Origin of the sequence: Jiangella mangrovi (genome assembly GCF_014204975.1) — a bacterium.
In the GTDB taxonomy this organism is placed as follows: Bacteria; Actinomycetota; Actinomycetes; order Jiangellales; family Jiangellaceae; genus Jiangella; species Jiangella mangrovi.
In genome coordinates this window covers 2,325,403-2,350,408 of the sequence record NZ_JACHMM010000001.1, presented here as the reverse complement: position 1 = coordinate 2,350,408, position 25,006 = coordinate 2,325,403, and the positions used below count along the sequence as shown (strand labels likewise).

Below are 25,006 nucleotides of genomic sequence, written 5' to 3'. Positions count from 1 at the left end.
CGGTGCCGATCGTCCACCGGAGCCGCGGCCTGCGCAGGCTGGTCGCAGCCGCGATCGCCGCCGTCATCCCGGCCGCAGGCGTCGCCGTCATGGCCGCACCGACCGCCGAGGCGCATCCGTTCGGGCCGCCGCTCTCGGCGCGCCTGGACGTCGACGGCGCCGAGGTGACGGTCACGTGGACCGCGGCCGAGGACGACTGGGTCAACCTCGGCGAGTTCCTCGGCGCCTTCACCGGCCAGACGGACCAGAACGGCGGGGGCGGCGAGCAGCTCACCGGCGCGGAGATCCTGTCCCAGTCGGACAACCTGCCCAGCTACTTCCTGTCGCACTTCGTCATCGAGCAGGACGGGCAGCCGTGCCAGGGGCAGGTCACGCAGCTGCAGGACCTGCTGACACTCGGCGCGCAGCTGGTCTACACCTGCCCGCAGCCGGTCACCACGGTCGACCTCACGGTCACGACGCTCACCGACATCAACGAGGCCTACCGCACGGTCGTCACCTCCGACGTCCCGTCGGAGCCGGCGCAAGGGCTGTTCACGACCACCACCGCGACCCAGCAGTGGAGCTTCGACCACGGAGCCGGCGGTGGGACCGCGCAGATCGCGCTCGTCGCGGCCGGCGCGCTGATCCTCGCCGCGCTCGCCGGCGGCGTCCTCTGGTGGCGGCGCAGCAGCCGCCGGGCCAGGCCGGCCCAGGCCGAGCCGGGCTCGCCGGCCGAGCCGGCCCGACCGGAAGAGGCCGTCCGTTGAATGGCCTGATGGGCATCGAGCAGCGGCTGATCGAGCTGTTCGACAACCCCGGCGTCTGGTGGACCGGACTGGTCGTCGCGCTCGTGGTGGGCGCCGCACACGCCGTCGCACCGGGGCACGGCAAGACCATCGCCGCCGCTTACCTGATCGGCTCGCACGGCCGGTACCGCGACGCGTTCCTGCTGGGCGCCATCGTCGCCGGCATGCACACGTTCTCGGTGCTGGTGCTCGCGCTCGGCTGGGTCGGGCTGACCAGGTCCGGCGGCGCCGACACCGAGCAGCTGACCTCGTGGCTGCAGGTCATCGCCGCGGTGGTGGTCGTCGCGGTCGGCGTCGGACTGCTGCGCCGGTACGTCGCAAGCCGGCGGTCGGTGCGCGAGCTCGCCGGTGCGACGGCGGGGCACGGACACGGGCACGGCCACGGCCACGGCCACGGCCACGGACATGGGCACGGCCACGGGCACGAGCCGCCGCCCGGCGTGGCGCCCTGGTCGCGCCGGGGTCTGGTCGCGCTCGGGTTGTCCGGCGGGCTGCTGCCGTCGCCGTCGGCGTTCCTCATCCTGATCAGCGGCATCCTCACCGGCCGGACGGCGTACGCGCTCATCCTGGTCGTCTGCTTCGCCATCGGCCTGGCGGGAACGCTCACCGGGGTCGGCCTGCTCGTCATCAAGGGCAGCACCATGCTCGCGGAGTCGACGCGGCGCTCGTCCGGGCTGGCGTGGATCACCCGCTGGGTCCCGCTCGTCGCCGCGGTGGGCGTGACGCTCGGCGGCCTGATCTACCTGTTCGTCGGCATCTCCTCGGTCGCCGCCGCCTCCTGAGCGAGCTCCAGGAAGCCGTCCTGGACGAGGGCCCGGACCCGCGGCACCAGGTCGGCCCGCAGCGCGGCGGCGTCGGTCTCGAGCACCGTCGCCAGCGCGTCGACGATGGCCCCGACCGGCAGTGTCCCGTCGCAGGCGCCGACGAGGCCGGCCTCGGCAGTACCGGCGGTGACGGCACGCAGCAGGCCTCGTCGCTGCCGCAGCACCAGGTGCTCGGGACCCTCCTCGCCCGGCCGGCCGACCTGCTCCTGCACCAGGTCGGCGGCCATGGTGAGCCGCGCGCCGAGCAGCGCGTCGTCGTCGATCCGCAGCGCCGCCGCCCGGTCGAACCAGGCCGCGACGTGGTCGCCCAGGGGTTGCTCGACGGCGTGCGGCCAGTCCTCGATGCGCACCACCGGGTCGGCCGCGCCGGAGCGGCGCAGCGCGATCCAGCCGAACCCGATGCCCTCGACGGCGTTCTCGTCGAACCAGCGCAGCCATGCTGCGTAGCGCTGCGCGTACCGGGGCCCGCCGGCTTCGCCGGAGTCGCGCAGCCACAGCTCGACGTACTCGGCCGGGTCCTCGACCTCGCGCTGGATCACCCAGGCGTCGCACCCCGTCGCTGCGACCCACGAGCCGAGGCGGTCCTGCCAGTCCTGCCCGCGCACGTGCATCCAGTTCGCCAGCGACTGCAGCAGCCCGCCCTCGGCCAGGTGCGCAGCGCCGTCGACCACGACCCGGCGGGAGATCTCGTCGCCGGGCAGGCCGCCGTCGCGGTAGACGTGGCTGCCGCCGGGCGAGACCACGAACGGCGGGTTCGTCGCGATGAGGTCGAACGTCTCGCCGGCGACCGGGGCGAACAGGCTGCCCGCGCGCAGCTCGATGGTGTCGGCCAGCCCGTTGAGCCGAGCGGTCAGCGAGGCGAGCGCGAGTGCTCGCGGGTTCACGTCCGTCGCGACGATGTGGTCGCAGTGGCGGGCCAGGTGCAGCGACTGGACGCCGCAGCCGGTGCCGAGGTCGAGCGCGCGGGCGGCCGGACGGCGAGCGGTCAGCTGGGCGAGCGTGCTGGAGGCCGCGTTGAGCCCGAGCACGTGGTCGGCCGCGATGGGCGCCCGGTGGCCGTCCATGCCCGGGGTGAGGTCGGCGACCACCCACCAGTCGCCGGCGTCGTCGGCGTACGGCCGGACGTCGACGACCGCGCTGACGGTGTCGTCGTCGTAGTCGGCGATCAGGAGTCCACCGGCGACGAGCGCCTCGACCGGCAACGCCCGCTCGAGCGCGGGCCACTCGACCGGCTCCTGCAACGACCACAGCCGGGTCAGCAGCGACAACGCGTCGTCGCGCCCCGCGACGGCCAGCCGGCCGGGCGTGGTCTCGTTGCGGTCCAGCGCCGCCGACGCCCGCGCACCGAGCAGGTCACGGACCCCGTCGACGGTGTAGCCGGCCGCCGCGAGCGCGTCGCGAAGCCGGGCGATGTCGTCCGTGGACAGGCCGGGAAGTCGTGTCGTCACGCCGATATTCTGTCGCGGTGAGCCAGAACCCGTTCGGACCCGACGTCATCGCCGCGGTCAGCCGCCACATGAACGACGATCACACCGCGGACTCGCTGGTCATCGTCCAGGCCCTCGGCGACACGCCGGAGGCGACGGCGGCCCGGGTCGTGCACCTCGACGGGGTCGGCGTCGACTTCGCGGTCACCGTCGACGGCGCCGAGCGCACCGTGCGCGTGCCGTTCGCCCGGCCGCTCACCGAGCGCCCCGAGATCCGTGTCGAGTTCGTCCGCCTCTACACCGAGGCCGCCACCGCGCTCGGCATCGAGCCCCGCGCCGAGGGCTGACCTTGGCCCGCGCGGCCGGTGTCCGCATCGGCTATGCGGAGGTCCCGGCGACGGTGCGCGCCTGGGTCGAGGCGGTGCTCGGCTCGGCGGTCGTGGCGACGGCGGAGCAGTCCGGCGGCATGTCCCCCGGTTGCGCCACCCGGCTGGTGACGGCCGCGGGCACGACGGCGTTCGTCAAGGCTGCCGGTGCGTCGTTGTCCGACGGGACGCCAGCACTGTTCCGCCGCGAGGTCGAGGTGCTGACGTCGCTGCGGGCGTTGCCGCCGGTGCCGTACCGCCCGGCGCTGCTCGACGCCTACGACGACGGCGACTGGGTCGCGCTGCTGCTCGACGACGTCGACGGCCGTCCGCCGGACCTCGCCGATCCCGGCGGCGCCGACGCACTCGCCGTCCGCGACCTGGTCGAGCGGCAGGCGCGTGAGCTGACGCCGTCGCCGATGGGCGGGCAGGGGGTGCGGTCGCTGCGGTCGCTGCCGGCGATGGCCGAGATCTGGCGCGGCCGCTGGGCCGAGCTGGCCGGCGCGCCGGACGGGATCCTGCCGCCGTGGACGGCCGGGCGGATCCGCGATCTGTACCGGCGGGTGGCGACGGTGCCGGGACGGCTGACCACCGAGACGCTGTGCCACTGGGACGTGCGCGAGGACAACCTGCTGATCCGGCACGATGGCTCGGCGGTGATCGTCGACTGGGGCATGGCCTGCGCCGGGCCGTCCTGGGGCGACGCGTTCATGCTGGCGCTGACCTGGGTCCACACCCCGGCGTTCGACGCGCTGACGGCGGAGCTGCCCGTCGGTGGCGACGGCGACCTGGTGACCGATCTGCTGCTGGCGTTCGCCGGGTCGCAGGCCTGGCGCGGGGCGCAGCCGGCGCCGCCCGGGCTGCCGACGTTCGCGGGGTACTGCCGGGCCGAGGCGGCCCGTGCGTTCGCCGGCCTCTTCCGCCGTCTCAACTGATTGCAATTCAGGAGCACTTTCACTAGCGTCGCGGGCATGGGAACCCTGATCTACGAGATGATCACGTCGCTGGACGGCTACACCGCCGACGCCGACGGGAACTTCGGCTGGAACGCCCCGGACGAGGAGCTGCACAGGTTCGTCGGCGAGGCGTCCCGGGGAGTCGGCACGTACCTCTACGGCCGGCGAATGTACGAGACGATGGTCTACTGGGAGACCGCCCACACCCTCCCCGACCAGCCCGAGTTCGTCGTCGAGTGGGCGCGCCAGTGGCAGGCGGCCGACAAGGTCGTGTACTCGACGACGCTCGAGTCCGTGAGCAGCGAACGGACCCGGCTGGAGCGCACGTTCGACCCCGACGCCGTCCGCGAGCTCAAGGCGAGCGCGGGTCACGACCTCACCGTCGACGGGCCGGCGCTCGCCGCGTCGGCGCTGCGGGCCGGACTGGTCGACGAGGTGGGGCAGTACATCGCGCCGGTGGTCGTCGGCGGCGGCACCCGCTTCCTGCCCGACGACCTCCGGCTCGACCTGGAGCTGGTGCGCGAGCACCGGTTCGGCAACGGCGTCGTGTACGTCCACTACCGAGTCCGCCAGGAGTCGACACGATGACGAAGTACCTGATCTCCTTCCCGAGTGGCGCCATGGACTTCCCCGCCGAGGACTTCCAGGCGGTCGTCGATGCCTCGCACGCGGTGGTGCAGCAGGCGAAGGACGCAGGCGTCTGGGTGTTCGGCGGCGGAATCGACGAGAGCATCCCGCCCGTCATGGTCGACGGCGACGGCACGGTGACCGAGGGCACGTACCCGCAGACCAGGCAGATCGAGGGCGGCTACACGGTCCTGGAGGTGCCGTCGCGCGAGGCGGCACTGGAATGGGCCGCGAAGATCGCCGTCGCCTGCCGGTGCGCGCAGGAGGTGCGCGCGTTCCAGTACGACCCCGCCAGCTGACCTGCCTGGCCGATCATGGCGAGCCGAGTGCTTGCGACGGGGATCGGGCCGAAGGCGGCGCCGCCCCATCCTCACTCGCGCCTGCCGCACCTCACTCGCCGCAGTACCGCATGGCGGGCTGTTCGAAGCACCATCAGGCCTCCAGGCGGGTGACGTCCCCTCCGCGCGAGTGAGGCGCCGCCCGCGGTGGCGAAATGGCGTCGCGGCGCGGGGCGATGCGCCGCCACCCTCGGCCTGCCCTGCGGCACTGACCGCCACGGCAGCCCGCACGCATGGCCCCGTGATGCCAGTCGGGGCGGCCGGGCAATCAGAGGCCCCCAGGCGCGGCGAGAACACCACAGCCCGCGACGCCGGAACCGCGCCAGGCTCGCGGGAAGGCGTCAGGTCGCGGCGGCGATCGGCTTGGACCGGTCGGCGAGCATCCGCACGGCCAGGGCCGCCAACACCGAGCCCATGACCCAGCGCTGCACCCGCAACCACACCGGCCGCGAGCCGAGGAACGACGACAGCGACCCGGCGGTGAGCACGATCAGCGCGTTCACCGTCAGCGCGACCACGATCTGGGTCAGCCCGAGCACCACGCTCTGCGCCGCCACGCTGCCGCGCGACGGGTCGACGAAGTGCGGCAGCAGCGACACATAGAGGATCGCGATCTTCGGGTTCAGCAGGTTCGTCACCAGGCCCATGGCGAACAGCCGGCGTGGCGGGTCGGCGGGCAGCGGCTTCGGCGTGAACACCGACTCACCACCGGGTCGGATCGCCTTCCACGCCAGCCAGAGCAGATAGGCCGCGCCGGCGATCTTCAGCGCCGTGTACAGCGCCGGGACCAGCGAGAAGACGGCCGCGATGCCTGCCGCGGCGGCGAGCAGGTAGACGAAGAACCCGGCCGCGACACCGGTCAGCGAGATCAGCCCGGCTCGCCGCCCCTGCATCACGGACCGCGACACCAGGTAGATCATGTTCGGCCCGGGCGTGAGCACGAGGCCCAGCGCGACAGCCGTGATTCCGAGCAGCGCCCCTGTACTCACCATGTTCCCTCCAACCCGTCGTCGGTGACGGCGATTCCGGATCGCCGAAGTTGATCTTGGACGAAGAGTATGCCAACCTGATTCCAAGATCAACTTTGAGCCGATCGGAGGGCACGATGCACTGCATCAGACAGCGACGGGCACCGGGCCGTCCGCTGCGGAACGGCCCGGTGCCCCTGCGGCGATCAGGCTCGGCGCCGCCGGTCGTACAGCGCAACCGCGATGCCGCCGGCCAGCAGCAGCACGCCGACTCCCAGGACGAACAGCGGGTCCGTGCCGGTGTCGGGCAGCGGCCCGTCGCCGTCCTCGGTCCCGTTGTCCGACCCGACGTCGTCCCCGCCGTCGTCCGCGCCGCTCTCGTCGACGCCGTCGTCGTCGCCCGACTCCGAGCCGTCGTCGCCCGTCGAGGCGGCCGCCACCGTGAACTCCGCCGATGCGGACCGCTCGGACTCCGCTCCTCGCAGCGTGACCGTCGCCGGGCCGACCGGCGAGTCGGCCGGCACGGTCCACTCCAGCTCGACGGAACCGTCGGCCGACGTCGTGCCGGTGACGGTCACCGGGTCGGCCTGCGCCGCCTCGGCCAGCTCGGCGGCGCTCACGAACTCCAGCGGCACCCGCAGGTCGAACGCGCGGTTCGCCGCCGAGCGGTGGTCGGTGCGCAGGTACAGCACGCAGCCGGCGTCGCAGTCGGCGTACTCGTCGGCCGCCACCAGCGCGATCGGCGTCTCGGCCACGCCGTCCTCGATGGGCACCACGACGTCCTCGCTCCCCGGGTATGGGAAGTTGGTGATCCACCGCGACGTGCCGGTCTCGCCAGTAGTGTCGGCGCCGCCGATGGCCGGCGTCGCCACCTCGCCGGGGCCGTTGTCGACGGCCGTCAGCAGGTAGAACCCGGCCGGCGCGTCCGGCGTGTTCTCCTCGCTCGTCGGCTCGAGCCCGGTGAGCGTCACGTCCAGCTCCCCACCGTCGACGACCAGCAGCCTGCCGTCGCGCTGCACCAGCGGAGTACCGTCCGCCGACCGCACCGTGACGGCCTGGCCGTGGTCGTTGTCGAAGGTGAGCTCCTCGGTCGCGGCGTCGACGACGATCGTCGCCTCGACACTCTCCTCGGCGCCGAAGTCGGTGCCGGCGAACGTCACCGTCTCGCCCTGCGCCACCGACCCGGGGTCGACGGTGACCGACGGCTCCGGGTCCGGTTCGGGCTCGGGTTCCTCGTCGGCCGCCTCCACGGTGAACGTCGCACGCGCCAGCGACTCCTCCGCGACCACCAGGTCGACGGTGTGCCCGCCGACCGCGAACTCGGCCGGAACGGTCCAGCCGATCTCGACCGTGCCGTCGTCGCCGACGGTGCCGGTGCCGGCCTCGACCGCCGCGCGCGCCAGGCGGGCTGCCGCGGTCTCGTCGACCGGCACCGAGAACGTGACGGGGTCCAGCTCGGTGCCCGCGGCGTAGAAGTCCGCGAACGCCGCCACGCCGTCCTCCGTCAGCGTCGCCGGCACGTCCGCCGCCGCGACGACGCCGTCCGTCTCGGTCACCGGGTGGCCGGTGAAGTCCAGCGCCGCCAGCTCGACGTCGTCGTAGGTCACCAGCTCGCCGCTGGCCAGCGACTTGCTGACCACGTCGGCCACCAGCACGCCGTCGGTCGCCGAGGCCACCTGAACCCGCGGGTCGGTGATGGTCAGCTCGAGCAGCGGGCCGGCGCCCATGTCGTGACCGGAGAAGTAGACCTCGCCGCCGAACGACAGCGCGGTCGCATCGCCCGTGCCGTCGGCGAAGCGGTACGTGCCGTCGGCGTTCTCGCTCGCCGGGTCGCGCACCTCTATGGAGCCGTGCGCGATCGGACCGGTGATGTAGTTCCGGAACGACGCCTTGACGCCCCAGTCGAGCGTGCCGGCACCCACCGGCGCCTCGTCGCGGTCGACCACTGCCGCCACCGTCGTGCCGGGCACGAGCCCGATGCCGGTGAAGGTCACGGGCTCGCCCTGCACGGCCGGGTCGGGAGCGACGGCGACAGCCGGCGGCTCCGGCTCGGGGTCGGTCACGTCGGCGAACGTCACCGGGACCAGCACGTCCTGGCTCCGGTCGGCGCGGTAGTCCACCGGCGTCGCGTCGGCCTCCTGCGCCGAGCTGAAGCTCGCCACGAAGCAGGCGGTCGTCACGCAGTCCACGTCGCTGCCGGTGACGGTGCCCGCCACGACCAGCGTCCGCGACAGCGTGCCGTCGGCGCCGGCTTGCACGACCTCGTGCTGCAGCCAGCCGGTCGGCCAGCCGTACTCGGGGTCCTGCTCGACGCCCCCGGTGAACGCCAGCGAGATGCGGCGGTTCGGCGCGAAGCCGGTGCCCTCGATGATCACCTCGGTACCGACCGCCAGCTCCTCCGACGGGGTGACGGTGAGCTGCGGGGTCCGCACGTCAGCGAACCTGATCGGCGTCTGCGTCGTGAACGCCGGGTCCGCCTCCGGGTCGACCGGCGACGTGTGGACCGCCAGCGTCGTGCCCGGCGCCACCGCCTGGGTGGTGAGCGTGACCTCGAACTCGCCGAGCAGCGCTGCCCGGGCGAACCCGAGCAGGCCGGCCGGCTCGAAGGTCACGGTCTCCACCGGGTCCAGCGCCGGCACGCTGCCGTCGCCGGTCGGCTCGCCGATGCCCACCCGCAGCCCGCCGGCCAGGTCGGCGGCCGTGAAGCCGGACCCGGCGACGGTGATCTGGTCGGCGTACGGGTCGAGGTCGGCCACCTCCGAGACAGTGACGGTCGGCGTCGGCGCCGGCGGCTCGTCCTCGAGGGCGACGGTGAACGTCACGGCGTCCAGCTCGGTGCCGGCGGCGTAGAAGCCGGCGAACGCCTCGGCGCCGGCGGCCGTCAGCGCGGCCGGGACGCCGGTCGCCGAGGCCACCCCGTCGGTCACGGTCACCGGGTGCTCGGCGAAGTCGAGCTCGGCGAACTCCACGTCGTCGTAGGTGACCAGTTCGCCCGACGACAGCGACTTGCTGACCACGTCGGCGACCAGCACGCCCGCCGTAGCCGACGACACGGTGACCCGCGGGTCGGTGATGGTCAGCTCGAGCAGCGGGCCGGCGCCCATGTCGTGGCCCGAGAAGTAGACCTCGCCGCCGAACGACAGCGCCGCCTCCGACGCGGAGCCGGTCCCCGTGCCGTCGTTGAACCGGTACGTGCCGTCGTCGTTCTGCGTCGCCGGCTCGCGCACCTCGATGGAGCCGTGCGCGATCGGGCCGGTGATGTAGCTGCGGAACGACGCCTTGACGCCCCAGTCGAGGTAGCTGTCGCCGGCCGGCGGCTCGTCCTCGGCGAACGTGATCGGGACGAACACGCTCTGGCCCAGGTCGGCGCGGCGGCTCGGGAAGACCGCCACGGCGCACTCCACCTCGCGGCAGTCGACGGTCACGCCGTCGGCCGTCGTGAAGGTGGGCGTCACGTCGGTGAGGCGCAACGCGAACGCACCGTCGCCCTCACCGGGGACCAGCTGGCTGGTGCCGGCGGGGTTGCGCGGCAGCTCGCGCGGGTCGGCGGCCGTGCCCAGCGCGCTGGTCTGCACGACCAGCAGGTGGTCGCCGGCGATGAACCCGCCGCCGGTCACCGTGGTGGCGCCGCCCTCGGCCGGGAACTCGGTGGTGTCCAGCGTCGCCGACGGCGCGGGCCGCTCGGCGTCGTCGAACGCGATCGGCACCCACACGTCCTGGGTCCGGTCGGCCTGGTCGCCGAAGTCGTAGGCCAGCACGACGCACTCCACGACCTTGCAGTCGTAGACGTCACCACTGCCGGTGGGCACGAACCGCGAGGTCACCTGGTTCAGCGACGCCGGGACCAGGAACTCCCCGGCGGGGGTGGTCATGACACGGGCCGCGCCGATCGCCTTCGGCCAGGTCGTCGGGTCCGCGCCCTCCACGCGGACCGCCTGCACGACCTCGATCGCGGTCTGCGGGTCGAAACCGGCGCCGGTCGCGTCGACGACGTTGGTGCCGGCGTTGTCCAGCCCGGCCGAGGCCGACAACGTGAGCGACGGCCCGGCCGGCTCCTCGTCCTCGGTGACGGTCAGCGGGACCGACAGCTCCTGGTCGGCGTTGGTCGTGCCGCCCGCGGCGTAGGTGTAGACACCCAGCGTCCCGTCGGCCGGCCACTCCACCGGCTCACCCGTCGTGCGGTCCGCCGGCTTCGCCAGCGTCAGCTCGGCCGTGAACGTGCCGTCCGCCGCGACCTCCACCCACTGCGCGCGGATGGCGCCCTGGAACTGCGCCGGCACCTGGTCCAGCGCGGCCTCGGCCAGCGCCCACTTCTGCGTGGAGGTGACCCGGGCCGACGACGGCGCGCCCTCCGACGGTCGCCACTGGTCGGCGAACGTGCCGAGCACGACGTACGTGCCCGCGGGGACGCCGGCCGGGATCGGCGGACGGTTGCCCTCCGGCGCGACGTTGCCGGCCGGGTCGAAACCGGAGCCCTTCACGACGACGGTGTCGCCGTAGGCCAGCTCCGCCTCGGCGGCCGGGGTGACGCCGTCGGCCGCGAAGACCTCGATCGACGGCTCCCACGTCGGCTCGCCCTCGGCGAACGGGATCGCCACCTCGGCGTCGTGGGTGTGGTCGCCCGGCGTGGTGCTGTACGTGACGAACACGTAGTCCTTCGCCGGGTCGATCAGCCCCGGGCCGACGTACAGCCCGGCGTCGACGAACCCGTCGGTGAAGTTGACCGACTGCAGGTTCGACCACGCGACCGCTTCGGTCTCGGCATCGAACGTGTCGTCGCGGGCGGCCCACACGTCGGCCTCGACGACGGCCATGATGGTGTCGCCGGTAGGCACCGGGTAACCGCCGCCCAACGCCTGGACCACCAGGAACTCGTCGGCCGGGTCCAGCTCGGTGCCGGAGGGGAATCGCAGCGTCGGCTCGGCCGGCGCCGGCAGCACGGTCAGCTCGGCCGGCTCGGTGACGACGTCCGGCCCGCGGCCGTTGCTGCCGACCACGCGGACCAGCAGCCCGTCCTGGCCGGCCGTGACGCCGGTGAGCTCGAGCGACGGCGACTGCCCCGCCTCGCCGTCGTCGGTCCAGGTGTCGCCGCCGTCGTCGCTGGTCTGCCACTGGTAGGTGGGCCTCGGCCAGCCGGCGATGTCGGCGTTGAACTGGGCCTTGTAGCCGGCGAACGTGGTGACGTCCTCGGGCGACGACCACAGGTTCGGCGCCTGCGCGTCCTGGGCCTGCACGCCGGCCGCGTCCGAGGTCGCCGCGATGGTGCCGTTGCCGACCACCACGCGGACGTAGGTGCCGGTGTCGGCCGCGGTCATGCCGGGCAGCGTCAGCGTGGTACCGGTGGCGCCCTCGATGTCCACCCAGTCCGCCGTGCCCGGGGCGCGCCGCTGCCACTGGTAGGTCAGCGCCGCCTCGCTCTCGGCGGTGACGCTGAACGTGGCGTCCTCACCGGTGACGACGAGCGCCCACTGCGGCTGCTGGACGATGCTGATCGGCGCGACGTCGACGAACTCGGGCACCCCGCCGTCCAGCTCGATCAGGACGGGCAGCGGCGGCTTGTTCGGGTCGGCGCTGAGGCCGCTGGTGTGCCAGTACGACGACAGCCCCGTGCGGTACTGGAAGTCGACGATCGGCGTCGGCCACGAGCCCCAGTTCGGGTTGGCCGCCTTCGCGTCGTCCGGGATCGCCGACGTCTCGCGCCGGCCCGACTCCGGGTCCGTGGGGTCGTTGAGCGGGAAGTAGTCCACACCCTGGTAGACCGGCGTGCCGGAGACGACGCCGTCGTCGATCGTGACGCCGGAGAGCTCGAGGATGGTGACGCCCGGCTCGGGGTCCAGCGGCTCCTTGACGGTCGGGTCCTCCATCGACGACGCGAACCCGCCGACCTCCGCCGCGATGGCGCCGTTGCCCTCGCCGTCCAGCGTCAGCACCGGGTCCTTGACGTACCACGGCACCATGCCGCCGTAGGAGTAGATGGTGAACGCGCCGGTCCAGGCGATGCTGCCGGCGCCGGTCGCGTCCAGCTCGCCCGCGCCCTCGGTGAACAGCGCGCGCTGGTTGATCTTGTCGTCGACCAGCGGGTAGCAGCGGTTCTCCGCCGTCACCGCGGTCGCGCGGCCGTCGTCCAGCCGCTTGAGCAGGTGGACGGCGCCGTCCTGCGTCTTGTAGCTCGCCTCGGTGCCGTCGGCGATCCCGGCGACGAAGAAGCTGCAGCCGCCGGCCGGCGACCCGTACTGCGAGACCAGGTTGATGCCCCACTCGAAGGTGGCGTCGGTGACGTCGACCGGCTCCGGGTCCGGGTCCGGCTCGGTCACGGTGAGCGGCGCCGCCAGCTCCTGGTCGGCGTTCGTGGTGCCGCCGGCGGCGTAGGTGTAGACGCCCAGCTCGCCGGTCGCCGGCCACTCGATCGGCTCGCCGGTGGTGCGGTCGACCGGCTTGGCCAGCGTCAGCTCGGCGGTGAACGTCCCGTCCGGCGCCACGTCGGCCCACTGGGCCCTGATGGCGCTCTGGTACTGGGCCGGCACCTGGTCCAGGGCGGCCTGGGCCAGCGCCCACTTCTGCGTGCCGACGACTCGGGCCGACGACGGCGCGCCCTGCGACGGGCGCCACTGGTCGGCGAACGTGCCGAACACGATGTAGGTGCCCGCGGGGACGCCGGCCGGGATCGGCGGACGGTTGCCCGCGGGGGCGACGTTGCCGGCCGGGTCGAAGCCGGAGCCCTTCACGACGACGGTGTCGCCGTAGGTCAGCTCCGCCTCGGCGACGGGGGTGACGCCGTCGGCCGCGAACACCTCGATGGCGGGTTCCCACACCGGCTCCGGGTCAGCGGCCTCGAGCGTCGCGGTGAAGCTCAGCGGGTCCAGCGCCGTGCCGGCGGTGTAGAAGTTCGCGAACGCCGGCACGCCGTCGGCGGTCAGCGTCGCGGGAACCCCCGCCGCCGACACCGTGTCGCCGTCGAACGTCAGCGGGTGGCCGGTCAGGTCCAGGTCGGCCAGCTCGACGTCGTCGTAGGTGACCAGCTCGCCGGAGTCCAGCGACTTGCTCACCACGTCGGCCACCAGCACGCCGTCGGTCGCCGACGTCACCTGCACGCGCGGGTCGGTGAGGGTGAGCTGCAGCAGCGGGCCGGCGCCCATGTCGTGGCCGGCGAAGCGGACCTCACCGGCGAAGGCCAGGTCGGCGGTGCCGGCGTCGGGGTCGGCGGTGCCGGTCGCGTCGGCGAACCGGAAGGTGCCGTCGGAGTTGCGGGTCGCGGGGTCGCCGACGTCGATCGTGCCGTGCGCGATCGGCCCGGTGATGTAGTTCCGGAACGACGCCTTCACGCCCCAGTCGAGAGTGCCGTCGACGGCATCGCGTGCGGCGGCGGCGACCTCGGCGGCGGCGGCCGCGAGGGCGGCGGGCGCGGCGCCGGCGACCAGCGTGCCGGTCCCGAGCGCGGCGGCGAGCACCGTCGCGACGGTCCGCCTGAACGTTGTGGTCCTCACGGTCGGATCGTCTCCTCGGTACGACGACGGACGGCGACGGCCACGACTCCGCCGCCGAGCAGGGCCAGTCCGGCCAGCGCGGCCGGGACGATCGGGGCGCCGGTCTGGGCGAGGTCCGACCCGCCACCGGCCGCACCCGTGGTCGACGACGGCGACGGGCTCGGCCGGCCGCCGGCGTCACCACCGTCGTCGCCGTTCTCGGCGCCGCCGGCGCCGGCGAAGGTGATCGGGAGCAGCACGTCGGCGCTGCGGTCGGCGGTACGCGTGTGGTCGGCGCGGGTGCCGATGACGCAGCCGTTGGGCGCCTGGGAGGGATCGAGGCAGTCGGTGAACTCGTCGCTCGCGACGACGTTCAGCTGCACCGAGAACGAGCCCCGGCCGCCCTCCTCCTCGAACGGCTGGGCCAGGCCCTCGCCGTAGGACGGCGGGTTCGAGGAGATCCAGGCCGACGCTCCGCCGCCGCCCTCCATGTCCGCGCCACCGAGGCACGGCGTGGGCTGCTGGCCGGCGCCGGTGTTGACGCAGACGACCACGTAGATGCCCTTGGTGAGGTCGAAGCCCTCGCCGTGGACGGTGACGGTCTCACCGCCGGGGGTCAGCCCGTCGACCTTCGAGACGGTGACCGTCTGGCCCTCCGGCCCGGTGCCTGACGCGGCCGCCGCGGTACCGGCAAAGCCCCCGGTCGCCAGGATCACCACCCCTACGGCCGTGACGAGTCGACGGCGTGGCGAGCGCCGTCGGGAAACGTTCGACATGTCCCACCCTTCAACCTGATGTCGGGTTCTGCGGATCAATGAGGCACGATACCGGTATAGGTAAGGCATACCTACATTGGGGTAGGCAAACCTAAGATGCAATACTTGTCTCATCCGCAGTGCCGACCCGGAGGAGATTCCGTGCCGACCACCCGTACGCCGGCCGAGGCCGAGCCCCGAACGTTCTCCCAGGCCCTGCGCGAGCGCAGCTGGCCTCTGCACGACGTCGCCAACGGCGCGGGCTTCATCAACGCGCTGATGGAGGGCCGGATCAGCCGCGAGGGCTACACCGCGCTCGTCACGCAGCACCTGTTCGTCTACGAGGCGCTGGAGTCCGTCGCGGCGGGCATGCGCGACGACCCCGTCGCCGGCCCGTTCGTCACCGACGAGCTCGAGCGGGTCCCGTCGCTGCGGGCCGACCTCGCCCACCTACTGGGCGGCGCCGACGCCATCGACGACCTCGAGGCGCTGCCCGCGACCCGCCGCTACGCCGACCGCATCCGCGAGACCGCGCAGTGGCCGGGCGGCTTCGTCGCCCACCACTACACCCGCTATCTGGGCGATCTCTCCGGCGGCCTCGCGGTCGGCACGCTCGTGTCGCGCACGTACGGCCTCGATCTCGGCGGCGACGGCGTGCGGTTCTACCACTTCGACCGGATCCCGAAGCCGCGCCCGTTCAAGGACGCCTACCGCGCCCGCCTCGACGCCGCGCCGTGGAACCCGGACGAGCGCGAGCGCGTCATCGACGAGGTGATCCTCGCCTACGGCCTCAACACCGAGATCTTCGTCGAGCTCGGCGCCGCGCACCCCGCGGCCGGCTGACGTGGCGCTCGGGGGGCGCGGGCTGGTCGTCGCGGCGGCTGGCCTGCTGGTCGGGCTGGCGGCGTGCGTGGCACCCTCGGACGAGACGGCCGGCGAGGGGACCGGCGCCCCGCCACCGGCCGGCAGCACGCAGGTCGCGGCCACGACGGAGCCCGTCGACGCCTGTCAGGACCCGGTCGAAGGGTTCGCCGTCACCGTCGACGCCGATGGTGAGCCGTTGCCTGAGCGCCCGGCGGGTTCCGGGTCGGCCGCGGAACAGGACCCGCGCGAGATCCTCGGGCCGTCCACCGCGACGGTCGATCAGACGGTCTTCCCGGTGGCCGACGACGTGACACCCGCGCTCCCGGTGACGGTGCACTCCTGCGACGGCGAGACCGTCGTCATCGACGACGCCAGCCGCATCCTCGCCGTCGACCTCTACGGCACGCTGGCCGAGATCGTGTTCAGCCTCGGCCTCGGCGACCGGGTCGTCGGCCGCGACGCCTCGACCGGCTTCCCGCAGGCGGCGGACCTGCCGCTGGTCACGCCCGGCGGGCACGACATGAACGCCGAGGCGATCCTCGAGCTGGACCCGACCGTCGTACTCACCGACGCCAGCGTCGGCCCGCCCGAGGTGCAGCAGCAGCTGCGCGACGCCGGCATCCCGGTGGTCTTCTTCGACGACGCCCGCGACCTCGACCGCATCCCGAGCCAGATCCGCGCGGTCGCCGGCGCCCTGGGCGTCCCCGAGGCCGGCGAGCAGCTGGTCGAGCGGACGTCCGGCGAGATCGCCGACGCACTGGCGCTCGCCCCGGCCGGCGCCGACCCGCTGCGCATCGCGTTCCTCTACACCCGCGGCGGCATGGTGCAGCTGCTGGCCGGCCCGGGCTCGGGCGCCGACGCGATGATCCGCTCGATCGGCGCCGTCGACGTCGGCACCGACATCGGGCTGGACCGGCCGTTCACGCAGATCACGTCCGAGGCGCTGATCGAGGCCGCCCCCGACGTCATCATCATGATGACCAAGGGCCTCGAGTCCATCGGCGGCGTCGACGGCATGCTGAAGCTGCCCGGCGTCGCGCAGACTCCGGCCGGCGAGAAGCTGCGCGTCGTCGACATGGCCGACTCCGTCCTGCTCAGCTTCGGGCCGCGCACGGGCCGCACCATCGAGGCGCTCGCGCACGCCGTCTACCAGCCATGACGGCGACGGTGTCGGCGCCACCGGAAGCGCCGGCGACGGCGGAGGCCGCGGCTGCCCGGCCGAGCCGCTGGCGACGCAGCCGCGGCGTGCTGCTGATCGGCGGACTGTCGGTCGCGCTCGTCGTGGTGACGATCGTGTCGGCCGGACGAGGTCAGCTGGCGATCCCGCCGTCGGAGGTCGTCGGCTCGATCATGCACCGCCTCGACGCGAACCTCGAGTGGGTGCTCGCGCAGATCGGCGTGACGGCGGACCTGCCGCTCGACGTGGGGCCGCGGCCGCAGCACGTGCAGGGCGAGAACACGCTCTGGCTGGTCCGCTTCCCGCGGGTCGTGCTGGCGCTGCTCGTCGGCGCCGCACTGGCCACGGCCGGCGCGCTGATGCAGGGCGTGTTCGGCAACCCGCTGGCCGAACCCGCCATCGTCGGGGTGTCGCCGGGTGCCGCCGTCGGGGCCAGTCTGGTGTTCGTCACGGGGGCGAACTTCCTGGGCGAGTGGACGGTCGCGGTGGCGGCGTTCGCGACCGGGCTGGTGACGACGCTGCTGGTGTACGCGCTGTCGAGGTCCGCCGGGCGGACGGAAGTCGTCACGCTGGTGCTCACCGGCGTCGCCGTCACCGCCGTCGCGTTCGCGATCGTGGCGTTCGCGACGTTCGTCGCCACGCCCGAGGCGCGCGAGCAGATCGTGTTCTGGCAGCTGGGCAGCCTCAACGGCGCGCGCTGGCAGGCGGTCCTGGCGGTACTGCCGTTCGTGGCGATCGGGCTGCTGCTCGCGTTCGCCATGGCGCGCTCGCTGGACCTGCTGGCACTCGGCGAACGGTCGGCCCGGCACCTGGGGGTGCGGGTGGAACGGCTGCGGCTGGTGGCGATCGTCGCGGTGGCGATGCTGGTCGGCTCCGGGGTCGCGTTCGCCGGCGTCATCGGCTTCGTCGGCCTGGTCGTGCCGCACCTGATCCGGATGATCGCCGGGCCCGGGCACCGCGTGCTGCTGCCGGCCAGCGCGCTCGGCGGGGCGCTGCTGCTGGTCTCGGCCGACCTGGTCGCCCGGACCGCGATCCGCTACGCCGACCTGCCCCTCGGCATGCTGACCGCGCTGGTCGGCGGCCCGCTGTTCTTCTGGCTGCTGCGCCGGACCCGGACCAGCCAGGGCGGCTGGGCATGAGAGCGGCGCTGTCGTTGCGGCGGGCGCCGCGGCGGCCCGCTCCGACGCAGGATCCGGGGATGATCGTGGCGGCGGCGGCCGGGGTCTCCGTCGTCCTCGGCGGGGCGCGCGTGCTCGACGGCGTGAGCGTCGAGGTCCGCGCGGGTGAGGTGCTCGCGCTGGTCGGGCCCAACGGCGCCGGCAAGTCCACGCTGCTCTCGGCGCTCACCGGCGACGTCGCGGTGTCGGCCGGGTCGGTGACGCTGCACGGCGAGCCGCTGACCGCATGGTCGGCGACCGAGTCCGCGATGCGCCGCGCCGTCCTCCTGCAGCAGGTGCGGCTCTCGTTCCCGTTCACCGTCGCCGACGTCGTCACGATGGGCCGGGCGCCCTGGGCCGGGACCCCGCTCGAGGACGCCGACGACGAGGCGGTCGCGGCCGCGCTGGCCGACGCGGACGTCGCGCAGTTCGCCGCGCGCCGGTTCACGTCGCTGTCCGGAGGCGAGCAGGCCCGGGTGGCGCTGGCGCGCGTGCTGGCGCAGCGGACCGGCCTGCTGTTGCTGGACGAGCCGACGGCCGCGCTCGACCTGCGCCACCAGGAGCTCGTCCTCGATACCGCCCGGACCCGCGCGGCGGCAGGCGTCGCCGTCGTCGTGGTCCTGCACGACCTCAACCTCGCCGCAGCACACGCCGACCGGGTCGCCGTCCTCGCGGGCGGCCGCATCGTCGCGACCGGACCGCCGCGCGACGTGCTCGGCGGCGCACTGCTCTCCGACGTCTACGACCACGACGTCGAGGTGATCGCGCACCCGCGCACGGGCGCACCCGTGATCCTGCCGCGCCGCTGACGCCGCGCGCCGAGGATTCCGCGGCGCCTTCCCCGGTACCCGGGCGGACGGGCCGGGACCGGGAAAGGCGCCGAGCTCGGCGGGCGCGCGGGAATGCGGCGCTAGGCGGCGGTCACCATGACCGCGCCACGAACATGGCTCTGAAGCGCTGGCGTAGTCCGGGCCTGTGGGCCCGCGCCCGGTGCGCTCCCGCGTTGCGACTGGGCGCCGTCAGATACCGCGGACCCGCCCCGAACTGGGCGTGTGCGGCCTGGTACTTGCGCCTGCGATCGGTCATGCGTATCGCCCCCTCCAACTGGCGGCTTCACCCCTGAAGAGCCGTCATGTCGGCACCACAGCACGAATAATAAACGTGATTACCGTCACAGTCATTAGCTTCCCTTGTCCACATTGAGCAGATTTGCGGGTGTTTGAACCACTCATTTCACTTCATATCCGGACCACGTACGTGATTACCGAATGCATCAATGCGGACATCCCCGACGCCGGGGAGGCCCCGTCACCGGGACCGTTTCCCCATGATCAAGGGGTGGGATCATCAGGAATCGACCGATTTGCTCGATCGCGCGAGTCAGGGGGACGACGTCGCGTTCGGCACGCTGTACAGCCGGGTGTCCCCGATGGCCCGGCGTGCGGCACACAACATCGTCCGCGACACACACGCCGCCGACGACCTCGTCCAGGAGACGTTCTATCTCGTGCTGCGGGCCGTCAGGTCCGGCCGGGGGCCGCGCGACTCCTTCGCCGGGTACGTGCTGGCGACGGTGAAACACCTGGCCTATCGGTACTGCAAGACCGAGAGCCGCACCGTCTCCAACGACGACCCGGCCATGTGGGAGCGCTTCAGCGAGGCCGTTCCGGCGCCGGCGGGGGCCGAGCGGGTCACGGCCGCCTGGGCCTCGCTGCCGCCGCGCTGGCGCAGCATCCTCTGGCTCGTCGAGGTCGACCGCTACTCGCCGGCCGAGCTGGCGGCCGGGATGTCGCTCACGCCGAACGCGGTGTCGAGCCTGGCGTCCCGGGCGCGGCAGGCGCTCCGGACGGCCTACCTGGCGAGCGACTGAGGGGGTCGCGAGCCGAGGGGGCGCGGCGTCAGGCGACGCGGCGGAGCCAGCGGCGCTGCCAGGGAGTCTCGACGGCGCGCGGGTGGTAGCGGGCGCGGATCCAGCCGACCGCCTGCTCCGCCGGCACGCCGTCGAGGATCGCGAGCGCCGCCAGCGCCGTCCCGGTCCGTCCGCGGCCGCCACGGCAGGCGACCTCGACCCGGTCGCCGTCGTGGGCGCGCCGGTGCGCCTCGTGCAGGGCGTCGAGGGCGTCCGCGCGGTCGACCGGGATCCAGAAGTCCGGCCAGCGGATCCGGCGGTGCGCCCAGGCCGGCATCGTCCCGTCGGTGAGGACGAGCGCGAAGTCCGCCGGGCTCGCCTCGGTCGCGAGCGGCCGGCCTCGCACCCGCACGCCGCTGGGCAGGGTCACCACGCCGTCGTCGTCGAGCCAGTCCGTCATCCGTCGATTCTGCGGGCGACCAGGGCCATGACGGCCGGCTTCGCCCTACGCCCGCCGCGAACGCCCGCCGCGAACGCGCGCCGCTACTCCGCAACCAAGACGGGTGGGCGGGCTCGGCGACGTTCCGGCTCGGGCGTGCGGCGCAGACCGAGAGCGATCCCGGCTCCGCAGAGCAGCGAGCCGAGCAGTCCGACCGGCGTCCACGCCGACGTCCCGGCCGCCACGCCGACGACCAGGCCGGCGATCGGCATGATCCCGGCGAACAGCCCGGCCCGGTCCGCGCCCAGCCGGACCACGCCGCCGTACCAGAGCAGGAACGCGATCGCGGTCGTGCAGACGGCGAGGAAGCCCAGCGTCGCCGCCTCGGTCGCCGTCGGGACCACGAGGTCCGCGCCGGGCGAGAGCGCGGCCAGCACGGCGAGCAGCGGCACCGCCACCAGGCACACCGCGGCCGAGACCTGCAGCGGCGTGTGCTCCTTCAGCAGCGGGACGGCGAGCAGCGTGAACGCCGCCTCGCACAGCAGGAAGCCGAGGGCGTAGGGCAGCGCGCCGAGCGGGGCGGTCGTCGCACCTTGGACGACCAGGATCCCGGCGACGACGATCGTGCTGCCCGCGACCGTGCGGGCGCGGATCCGGCCGCCGTCGAGCAGCGGGCCGGCCAGCGCGAGCAGCAGCGGCGTCGCGCCGAGGACGGCCGCGAAGAACGCCGGGTCCGACCGCTGCGTCCCCTCGATGAGCAGCCAGTTGAACGCCGCCAGCCCGGTACCGGCCAGCAGCACCAGCCGCCCGACCTGGCCGGCCCGGAAGCGCGGGAACGGCACCCGGCGCACCCGCATGACGGCGAGCAGGACCAGCCCGGCCAGCAGGTAGCGCCAGGACTGGCCCGCGAGCACCGGGTAGCCGGCGAGCAGCGGGCCGAACGCGATGGAGGCGCCGACGATCGTCATGCCTGCCGTGCAGGCCAGGACGCCGGCGGTGGTGGGCGAGCTCACTCGGGTCATGGGGTCGATCCTCGCCAGCGATCTGGCCCATGGACAGGGCCAGTCGCGACGTGGTCCACTGGGCCAGTGACATCGGACTCCGCCGCCGAGCTGGCCACGCCCTGGGGCCCGCCGCCCGCCACCGCGAAGGCTGCCTGGCTGCGCGGCCGGCTCATCGAGGCGATCCTGGGCGGCCGGCTGCTGCCGGGAGCCATACTGCCAGGCGCTCGCGATCTCGCCCGCACGGTCGGCATCGCCCGCGGCACGGCCGACGCCGTGTACGCGCAACTGCAGGACGAGGGGTTCATCCGGTCCGAGCCGCGGCGACGGCCGATCGTCACCGGCGGGCCGGGTCGCGGCGCACCGGCGCTCGCCCCGCCCAGCTCGGCCGCCCCGCCGCCGTCGCCGGGGGTCCCGGACCCGGCGCTCTTCCCGCACCGCGCCTGGGCCGCCGCGACGCGGACGGCGCTGGCCGGGCTGTCCGACCGCGACCTCGGCTACCCCGACGCGGCCGGCCATCCGCAACTGCGCGCCCGGCTGGCGGACTGGCTGGCGAGGACCCGCGGCGTGGTCGCGGAGCCCGACCAGATCCACGTCACCGGCGGGGTCTCGCACGCCATGTGGCTGCTGACGACGGTGCTCGGCGCGGCCACGTGGGCGGTCGAACGGCCGTGCTCGCCCGGGACCATGCACCACCTGGTCCGGCGGCCGGTCGGGGTGGCGGAGGTGCCGGTCGACGGTGACGGGCTGGACCCGGCAGGACTGGGCGGGGCGGGCGGCGGGACCGGGGCCGTGATGATCACGCCGAGCCACCAGTACCCGACCGGCGTCCAGTTGTCGGCAGCACGACGGCGGACGCTGGTCGACTCGTGCCTGGCGGCGGGGCGCTGGATCGTCGAGGACGACTACGACTCGCACCTCGCGGCGCCGGGCGTCGTGCCGGCGGCGGTCCAGGCGCTGGCCCCCGACCTCGTCGTGTTCACCGGCTCGCTGTCGAAGCTGCTCGCGCCCGGGCTGCGGCTGGGCTGGATCGTGGCACCGCCGTCCGTTGCCGACCGGCTCCGGGAGCAGCGCGAGGACTCCGACCTCGGGGTGTCGGCGGTGCTGCAGCTGACGGTGGCGGCGCTGATCGAGTCCGGCGGGCTGGACCAGCACCTGCGGCGGGCACGGCGGGTGTACGACGAGCGACGGCGGCGGCTGGCGGACCGGCTGGCGCCGGCGCACGTCCTGGGCGGGGCACCGGTCGGGGTGCACGCCTTCGCGCCGACGGCGGAGGCGGCGGCCTCGGCGGTCCTCGTGCGCGGGCTGACGGACGCCGGGATCCCGGCGAGCGCCGTGGACGACGACCGGCATCCCGGCGCGGTGATCTCGGTCGCGGCGGTCCGCTGACGGCGGACGCGCTCAACCCGGCGGACCTTGCGGCGAACGCTGCAGTGACAACGCACGGTCGCCCGAGTTGACCTCTGAGGTGACCCGGCACCCAGGTGTCACCCAACGCCGTGAAGACAAAGGAAGAGAAACGAGAGCGGCGGCCGCCCACGAGGGGCGACCGCCGCTCTACGCGGTGATGCGGATCAGACCGCCGCGCCCTCGCGGGCCGGCTCGTCCTCGCCGATGATCGCCGAGCGCCGCTTGGAGAACCAGACGGCGCCGATGATGATCGCGACCGCGACGATCGCGATCGTGTAGCGCAGGCCGTCGTTGGCGTCCGCGCCCACCGACATCGAGACGATGGCCGGAGCGATCAGCACGGAGACCAGGTTCATGACCTTGATCAGCGGGTTGATCGCGGGGCCGGCGGTGTCCTTGAACGGGTCGCCGACGGTGTCGCCGATGACCGTGGCGTCGTGGGCGTCGGAGCCCTTGCCGCCGTGGTTGCCGTCCTCGACCAGCTTCTTCGAGTTGTCCCAGGCGCCACCGGAGTTGGCCAGGAACACGGCCATGAGCACGCCGGTCGCGATGGCACCGGCCAGGTAGCCGGCCAGCGGGCCGACGCCGAGGCCGAAGCCGACCGCGATGGGAGCCAGCGCCGCCATCAGACCCGGCGTCGCGAGCTCACGCAGCGAGTCCTTGGTGACGATGTCGACCACGCGGCCGTAGGCCGGGGTCGACGTGCCGGCCATGATGCCCGGGTCGTCGCGGAACTGGCGGCGCACCTCGAACACGACCGCACCGGCGGCGCGGCCGACGGCGTTGATGGCCAGGCCCGAGAACATGAACACGACCGCGGCGCCGATGACCACGCCGACGAGGACGTTCGGCGACACGATCTCGAGGAGGAACGACGAGTTGCCGGCGATGTCGCCGCCGACGTTGGCCAGCTCGCGCGAGATGGCGTCCATGTACGACCCGAACAGCGCCGTCGCCGCCAGGACCGCCGTCGCGATAGCGATGCCCTTGGTGATGGCCTTCGTGGTGTTGCCGACCGCGTCCAGCTCGGTGAGGATCTGCGCGCCCTCGCCGTCGACGTCGCCGGACATCTCCGCGATGCCCTGCGCGTTGTCGCTGACCGGGCCGAACGTGTCCATCGCGACGATGACGCCGACGGTGGTCAGCAGGCCGGTGCCGGCGAGCGCGATCAGGAACAGCGACAGCTCGACCGAGCCGTCACCCAGCAGGAACGCACCGTAGACCGCACCGCCGATGACCAGCGCGGTGTAGACCGCCGACTCGAGGCCCAGCGCGATGCCGGACAGGATCACCGTGGCCGGACCGGTGAGCGACGTCTTGGCGACGTCCTCGGTGGGCTTCTTGTCGGTGCCGGTGAAGTAGCCGGTCAGCCACAGGATGACGCCGGCGAGCACGATGCCGAGGAAGACCGCGGCGGTCGCGAGGATCCGCGGGTCGCCGTCGTGGTCGCCGAGGCCGCCGTCGAGTTGGGCGAAGCTGTCCGGCAGGTACGCGAACGCCGCGATGGCACACAACACCGCCGAGACGAGTGCTGAGATGTAGAACGCGCGGTTGATCGTCGTGAGGCCGTTCTCGCCGGCCCGCGGACGGGTCAGGTAGATGCCGAGGACCGCGGTCAGCGCACCGAGCGCCGGGACGATCAGCGGGAAGACCAGGCCCTCCTGGCCGAAGGCCACCTGGCCCAGGATCAGTGCGGCGACCAGCGTGACGGCGTACGACTCGAACAGGTCCGCGGCCATGCCGGCGCAGTCGCCGACGTTGTCGCCGACGTTGTCCGCGATGGTCGCGGCGTTGCGCGGGTCGTCCTCGGGGATGCCCTGCTCGACCTTGCCGACGAGGTCGGCGCCGACGTCGGCGGCCTTCGTGAAGATGCCGCCGCCGACACGCATGAACATCGCGAGCAGCGCGGCACCGAAGCCGAAGCCCTCGAGGACCGTCGGTGCGTCCTCCTGGTAGGTGAGGACGACGACGGCCGCACCCAGCAGACCGAGACCGACGGTGGCCATGCCGACGACGCCGCCGGTGCGGAACGCGACCTTCATCGCCGGGTCGCGGCCCTCGTCACGAGCGGCGGCGGCGACACGGACGTTCGCCCGCGTGGCCAGCCACATGCCCAGGTAACCGATGGCGGCCGAGAACAGCGCACCAACGAGGAAGAACAGCGACCGGCCGAACCGGACGCCTGTGTCACCGGGCAGCAGGAAGAGCAGCCCGAACACCAGCACCACGAAGATGCCGAGTGTGCGGAACTGACGGTTGAGATAGGCCGCGGCGCCCTCCTGCACGGCGCGCGCGATCGTCTTCATGTTCTCGGTGCCCTCACTGGCACTGAGAACCTCTCGGCGAAACAGCGCCGCCATCGCCAGGGATGCCACCGCGATCAACGCGACGACAACCACATAGGAGAGGTTGAGCCCGGTCATTCGTCCTCCTTGACGTCGCCCTCGGGCAGGGCGTTGAAACAGCTGTCCGCGCCCGGCCCACAGGACCGACCGCTGACAGGAATCGGCTCGTTCGATGTCGCCGGACCGCGACGTGGGCAGGATCCGACCGACCTGCGGAGTCTAGAGGGCGCTGGACCCAAAGTTCACACCGGAC

The 25,006-nt window shown here is 73.5% G+C and carries 19 protein-coding genes; 12 read left to right on the top strand and 7 right to left on the bottom strand.

Translation table 11 applies throughout. The features are described from left to right. Positions 1–2 precede the first annotated feature (2 nt). Entirely contained in the window at positions 3–749 is a 747-nt protein-coding gene (locus tag HD601_RS10965; protein WP_184821798.1) for a hypothetical protein, read from the top strand. An 8-nt stretch (positions 750–757) separates the two neighbouring features. After that, entirely contained in the window at positions 758–1,570 is an 813-nt protein-coding gene (locus HD601_RS10960; protein ID WP_221440823.1) for a HoxN/HupN/NixA family nickel/cobalt transporter, read from the top strand. Here the strand turns inward: HD601_RS10960 and HD601_RS10955 are convergent. Beyond that, complete coding sequence (locus tag HD601_RS10955) at positions 1,528–3,060, bottom strand: DUF7059 domain-containing protein (protein ID WP_221440822.1); 1,533 nt, start codon at positions 3,058–3,060, stop codon at positions 1,528–1,530. The genes HD601_RS10960 and HD601_RS10955 overlap by 43 nt on opposite strands. Positions 3,061–3,077: 17 nt before the next feature. On the opposite strand from HD601_RS10955, the gene HD601_RS10950 reads away from it, so the two are divergent. The 4 genes from HD601_RS10950 to HD601_RS10935 are packed head-to-tail and all read left to right on the top strand — an operon-like array spanning position 3,078 to position 5,286. Beyond that, on the top strand, positions 3,078–3,386 hold the full coding sequence (locus HD601_RS10950; protein WP_221440821.1) for a DUF2470 domain-containing protein: 309 nt from the start codon (positions 3,078–3,080) through the stop codon (positions 3,384–3,386). A 2-nt stretch (positions 3,387–3,388) separates the two neighbouring features. Then, positions 3,389–4,339, top strand: coding sequence for a phosphotransferase family protein (locus tag HD601_RS10945; RefSeq protein WP_184821795.1), 951 nt, complete (start codon positions 3,389–3,391; stop codon positions 4,337–4,339). A 36-nt stretch (positions 4,340–4,375) separates the two neighbouring features. After that, positions 4,376–4,948 (top strand): dihydrofolate reductase family protein, encoded by a 573-nt coding sequence (locus tag HD601_RS10940; protein WP_184821794.1) that lies wholly within the window; start codon positions 4,376–4,378, stop codon positions 4,946–4,948. Then, positions 4,945–5,286, top strand: a complete 342-nt coding sequence (locus tag HD601_RS10935; RefSeq protein ID WP_184821793.1) for a YciI family protein — start codon at positions 4,945–4,947, stop codon at positions 5,284–5,286. Before HD601_RS10940 ends, HD601_RS10935 begins: the two co-directional genes overlap by 4 nt. Positions 5,287–5,666: 380 nt before the next feature. On the opposite strand, the gene HD601_RS10930 is transcribed toward HD601_RS10935, so the two are convergent. The 3 genes from HD601_RS10930 to HD601_RS10920 all read right to left on the bottom strand — a co-directional run bounded on the left by HD601_RS10930 (position 5,667) and on the right by HD601_RS10920 (position 14,532). After that, positions 5,667–6,317 (bottom strand): LysE family translocator, encoded by a 651-nt coding sequence (locus tag HD601_RS10930; RefSeq protein WP_184821792.1) that lies wholly within the window; start codon positions 6,315–6,317, stop codon positions 5,667–5,669. A gap of 182 nt (positions 6,318–6,499) precedes the next feature. Beyond that, on the bottom strand, positions 6,500–13,777 hold the full coding sequence (locus tag HD601_RS10925; RefSeq protein WP_184821791.1) for an HtaA domain-containing protein: 7,278 nt from the start codon (positions 13,775–13,777) through the stop codon (positions 6,500–6,502). Then, positions 13,774–14,532, bottom strand: a complete 759-nt coding sequence (locus HD601_RS10920) for a hypothetical protein (protein WP_184821789.1) — start codon at positions 14,530–14,532, stop codon at positions 13,774–13,776. The genes HD601_RS10925 and HD601_RS10920 overlap by 4 nt, the downstream gene beginning before the upstream one ends. A gap of 141 nt (positions 14,533–14,673) precedes the next feature. Between HD601_RS10920 and HD601_RS10915 the strand changes: the two genes are divergently transcribed. The 5 genes from HD601_RS10915 (at position 14,674) to HD601_RS10895 (ending at position 19,579) form a co-directional block, all read left to right on the top strand. Then, positions 14,674–15,354, top strand: a complete 681-nt coding sequence (locus HD601_RS10915; protein WP_221440820.1) for a biliverdin-producing heme oxygenase — start codon at positions 14,674–14,676, stop codon at positions 15,352–15,354. 217 nt (positions 15,355–15,571) lie between these two features. Further along, positions 15,572–16,534: a heme/hemin ABC transporter substrate-binding protein gene (locus tag HD601_RS10910; RefSeq protein WP_246400974.1), complete on the top strand. Its 963-nt coding sequence runs from the start codon at positions 15,572–15,574 to the stop codon at positions 16,532–16,534. Continuing rightward, positions 16,531–17,691, top strand: coding sequence for a FecCD family ABC transporter permease (locus HD601_RS10905; protein ID WP_184821785.1), 1,161 nt, complete (start codon positions 16,531–16,533; stop codon positions 17,689–17,691). The genes HD601_RS10910 and HD601_RS10905 overlap by 4 nt, the downstream gene beginning before the upstream one ends. Next, a complete protein-coding gene (locus tag HD601_RS10900) occupies positions 17,688–18,518 on the top strand; it encodes a heme ABC transporter ATP-binding protein (protein ID WP_184821783.1) in 831 nt (276 codons plus the stop codon). The genes HD601_RS10905 and HD601_RS10900 overlap by 4 nt, the downstream gene beginning before the upstream one ends. A gap of 467 nt (positions 18,519–18,985) precedes the next feature. Next, positions 18,986–19,579, top strand: a complete 594-nt coding sequence (locus HD601_RS10895) for an RNA polymerase sigma factor (RefSeq protein WP_343076399.1) — start codon at positions 18,986–18,988, stop codon at positions 19,577–19,579. Positions 19,580–19,607: 28 nt separating this feature from the next. Here HD601_RS10895 and HD601_RS10890 read toward each other — a convergent pair whose 3' ends face one another. Both HD601_RS10890 and HD601_RS10885 read right to left on the bottom strand, forming a co-directional pair. Next, a complete protein-coding gene (locus HD601_RS10890; RefSeq protein WP_184821779.1) occupies positions 19,608–20,018 on the bottom strand; it encodes a protein-tyrosine phosphatase family protein in 411 nt (136 codons plus the stop codon). Between the two features lie 83 nt (positions 20,019–20,101). Further along, the gene (locus HD601_RS10885) at positions 20,102–21,019 is read right to left on the bottom strand and encodes a DMT family transporter (RefSeq protein WP_184821777.1); all 918 of its coding nucleotides are present in this window, start codon (positions 21,017–21,019) and stop codon (positions 20,102–20,104) included. Between the two features lie 66 nt (positions 21,020–21,085). Here HD601_RS10885 and HD601_RS10880 point away from each other — a divergent pair, with 66 nt between their 5' ends. Next, complete coding sequence (locus HD601_RS10880; RefSeq protein WP_184821775.1) at positions 21,086–22,387, top strand: aminotransferase class I/II-fold pyridoxal phosphate-dependent enzyme; 1,302 nt, start codon at positions 21,086–21,088, stop codon at positions 22,385–22,387. Positions 22,388–22,572: 185 nt separating this feature from the next. Here the strand turns inward: HD601_RS10880 and HD601_RS10875 are convergent, their stop codons facing one another. Continuing rightward, complete coding sequence (locus HD601_RS10875; protein WP_184821773.1) at positions 22,573–24,831, bottom strand: sodium-translocating pyrophosphatase; 2,259 nt, start codon at positions 24,829–24,831, stop codon at positions 22,573–22,575. Positions 24,832–25,006 lie beyond the last annotated feature (175 nt).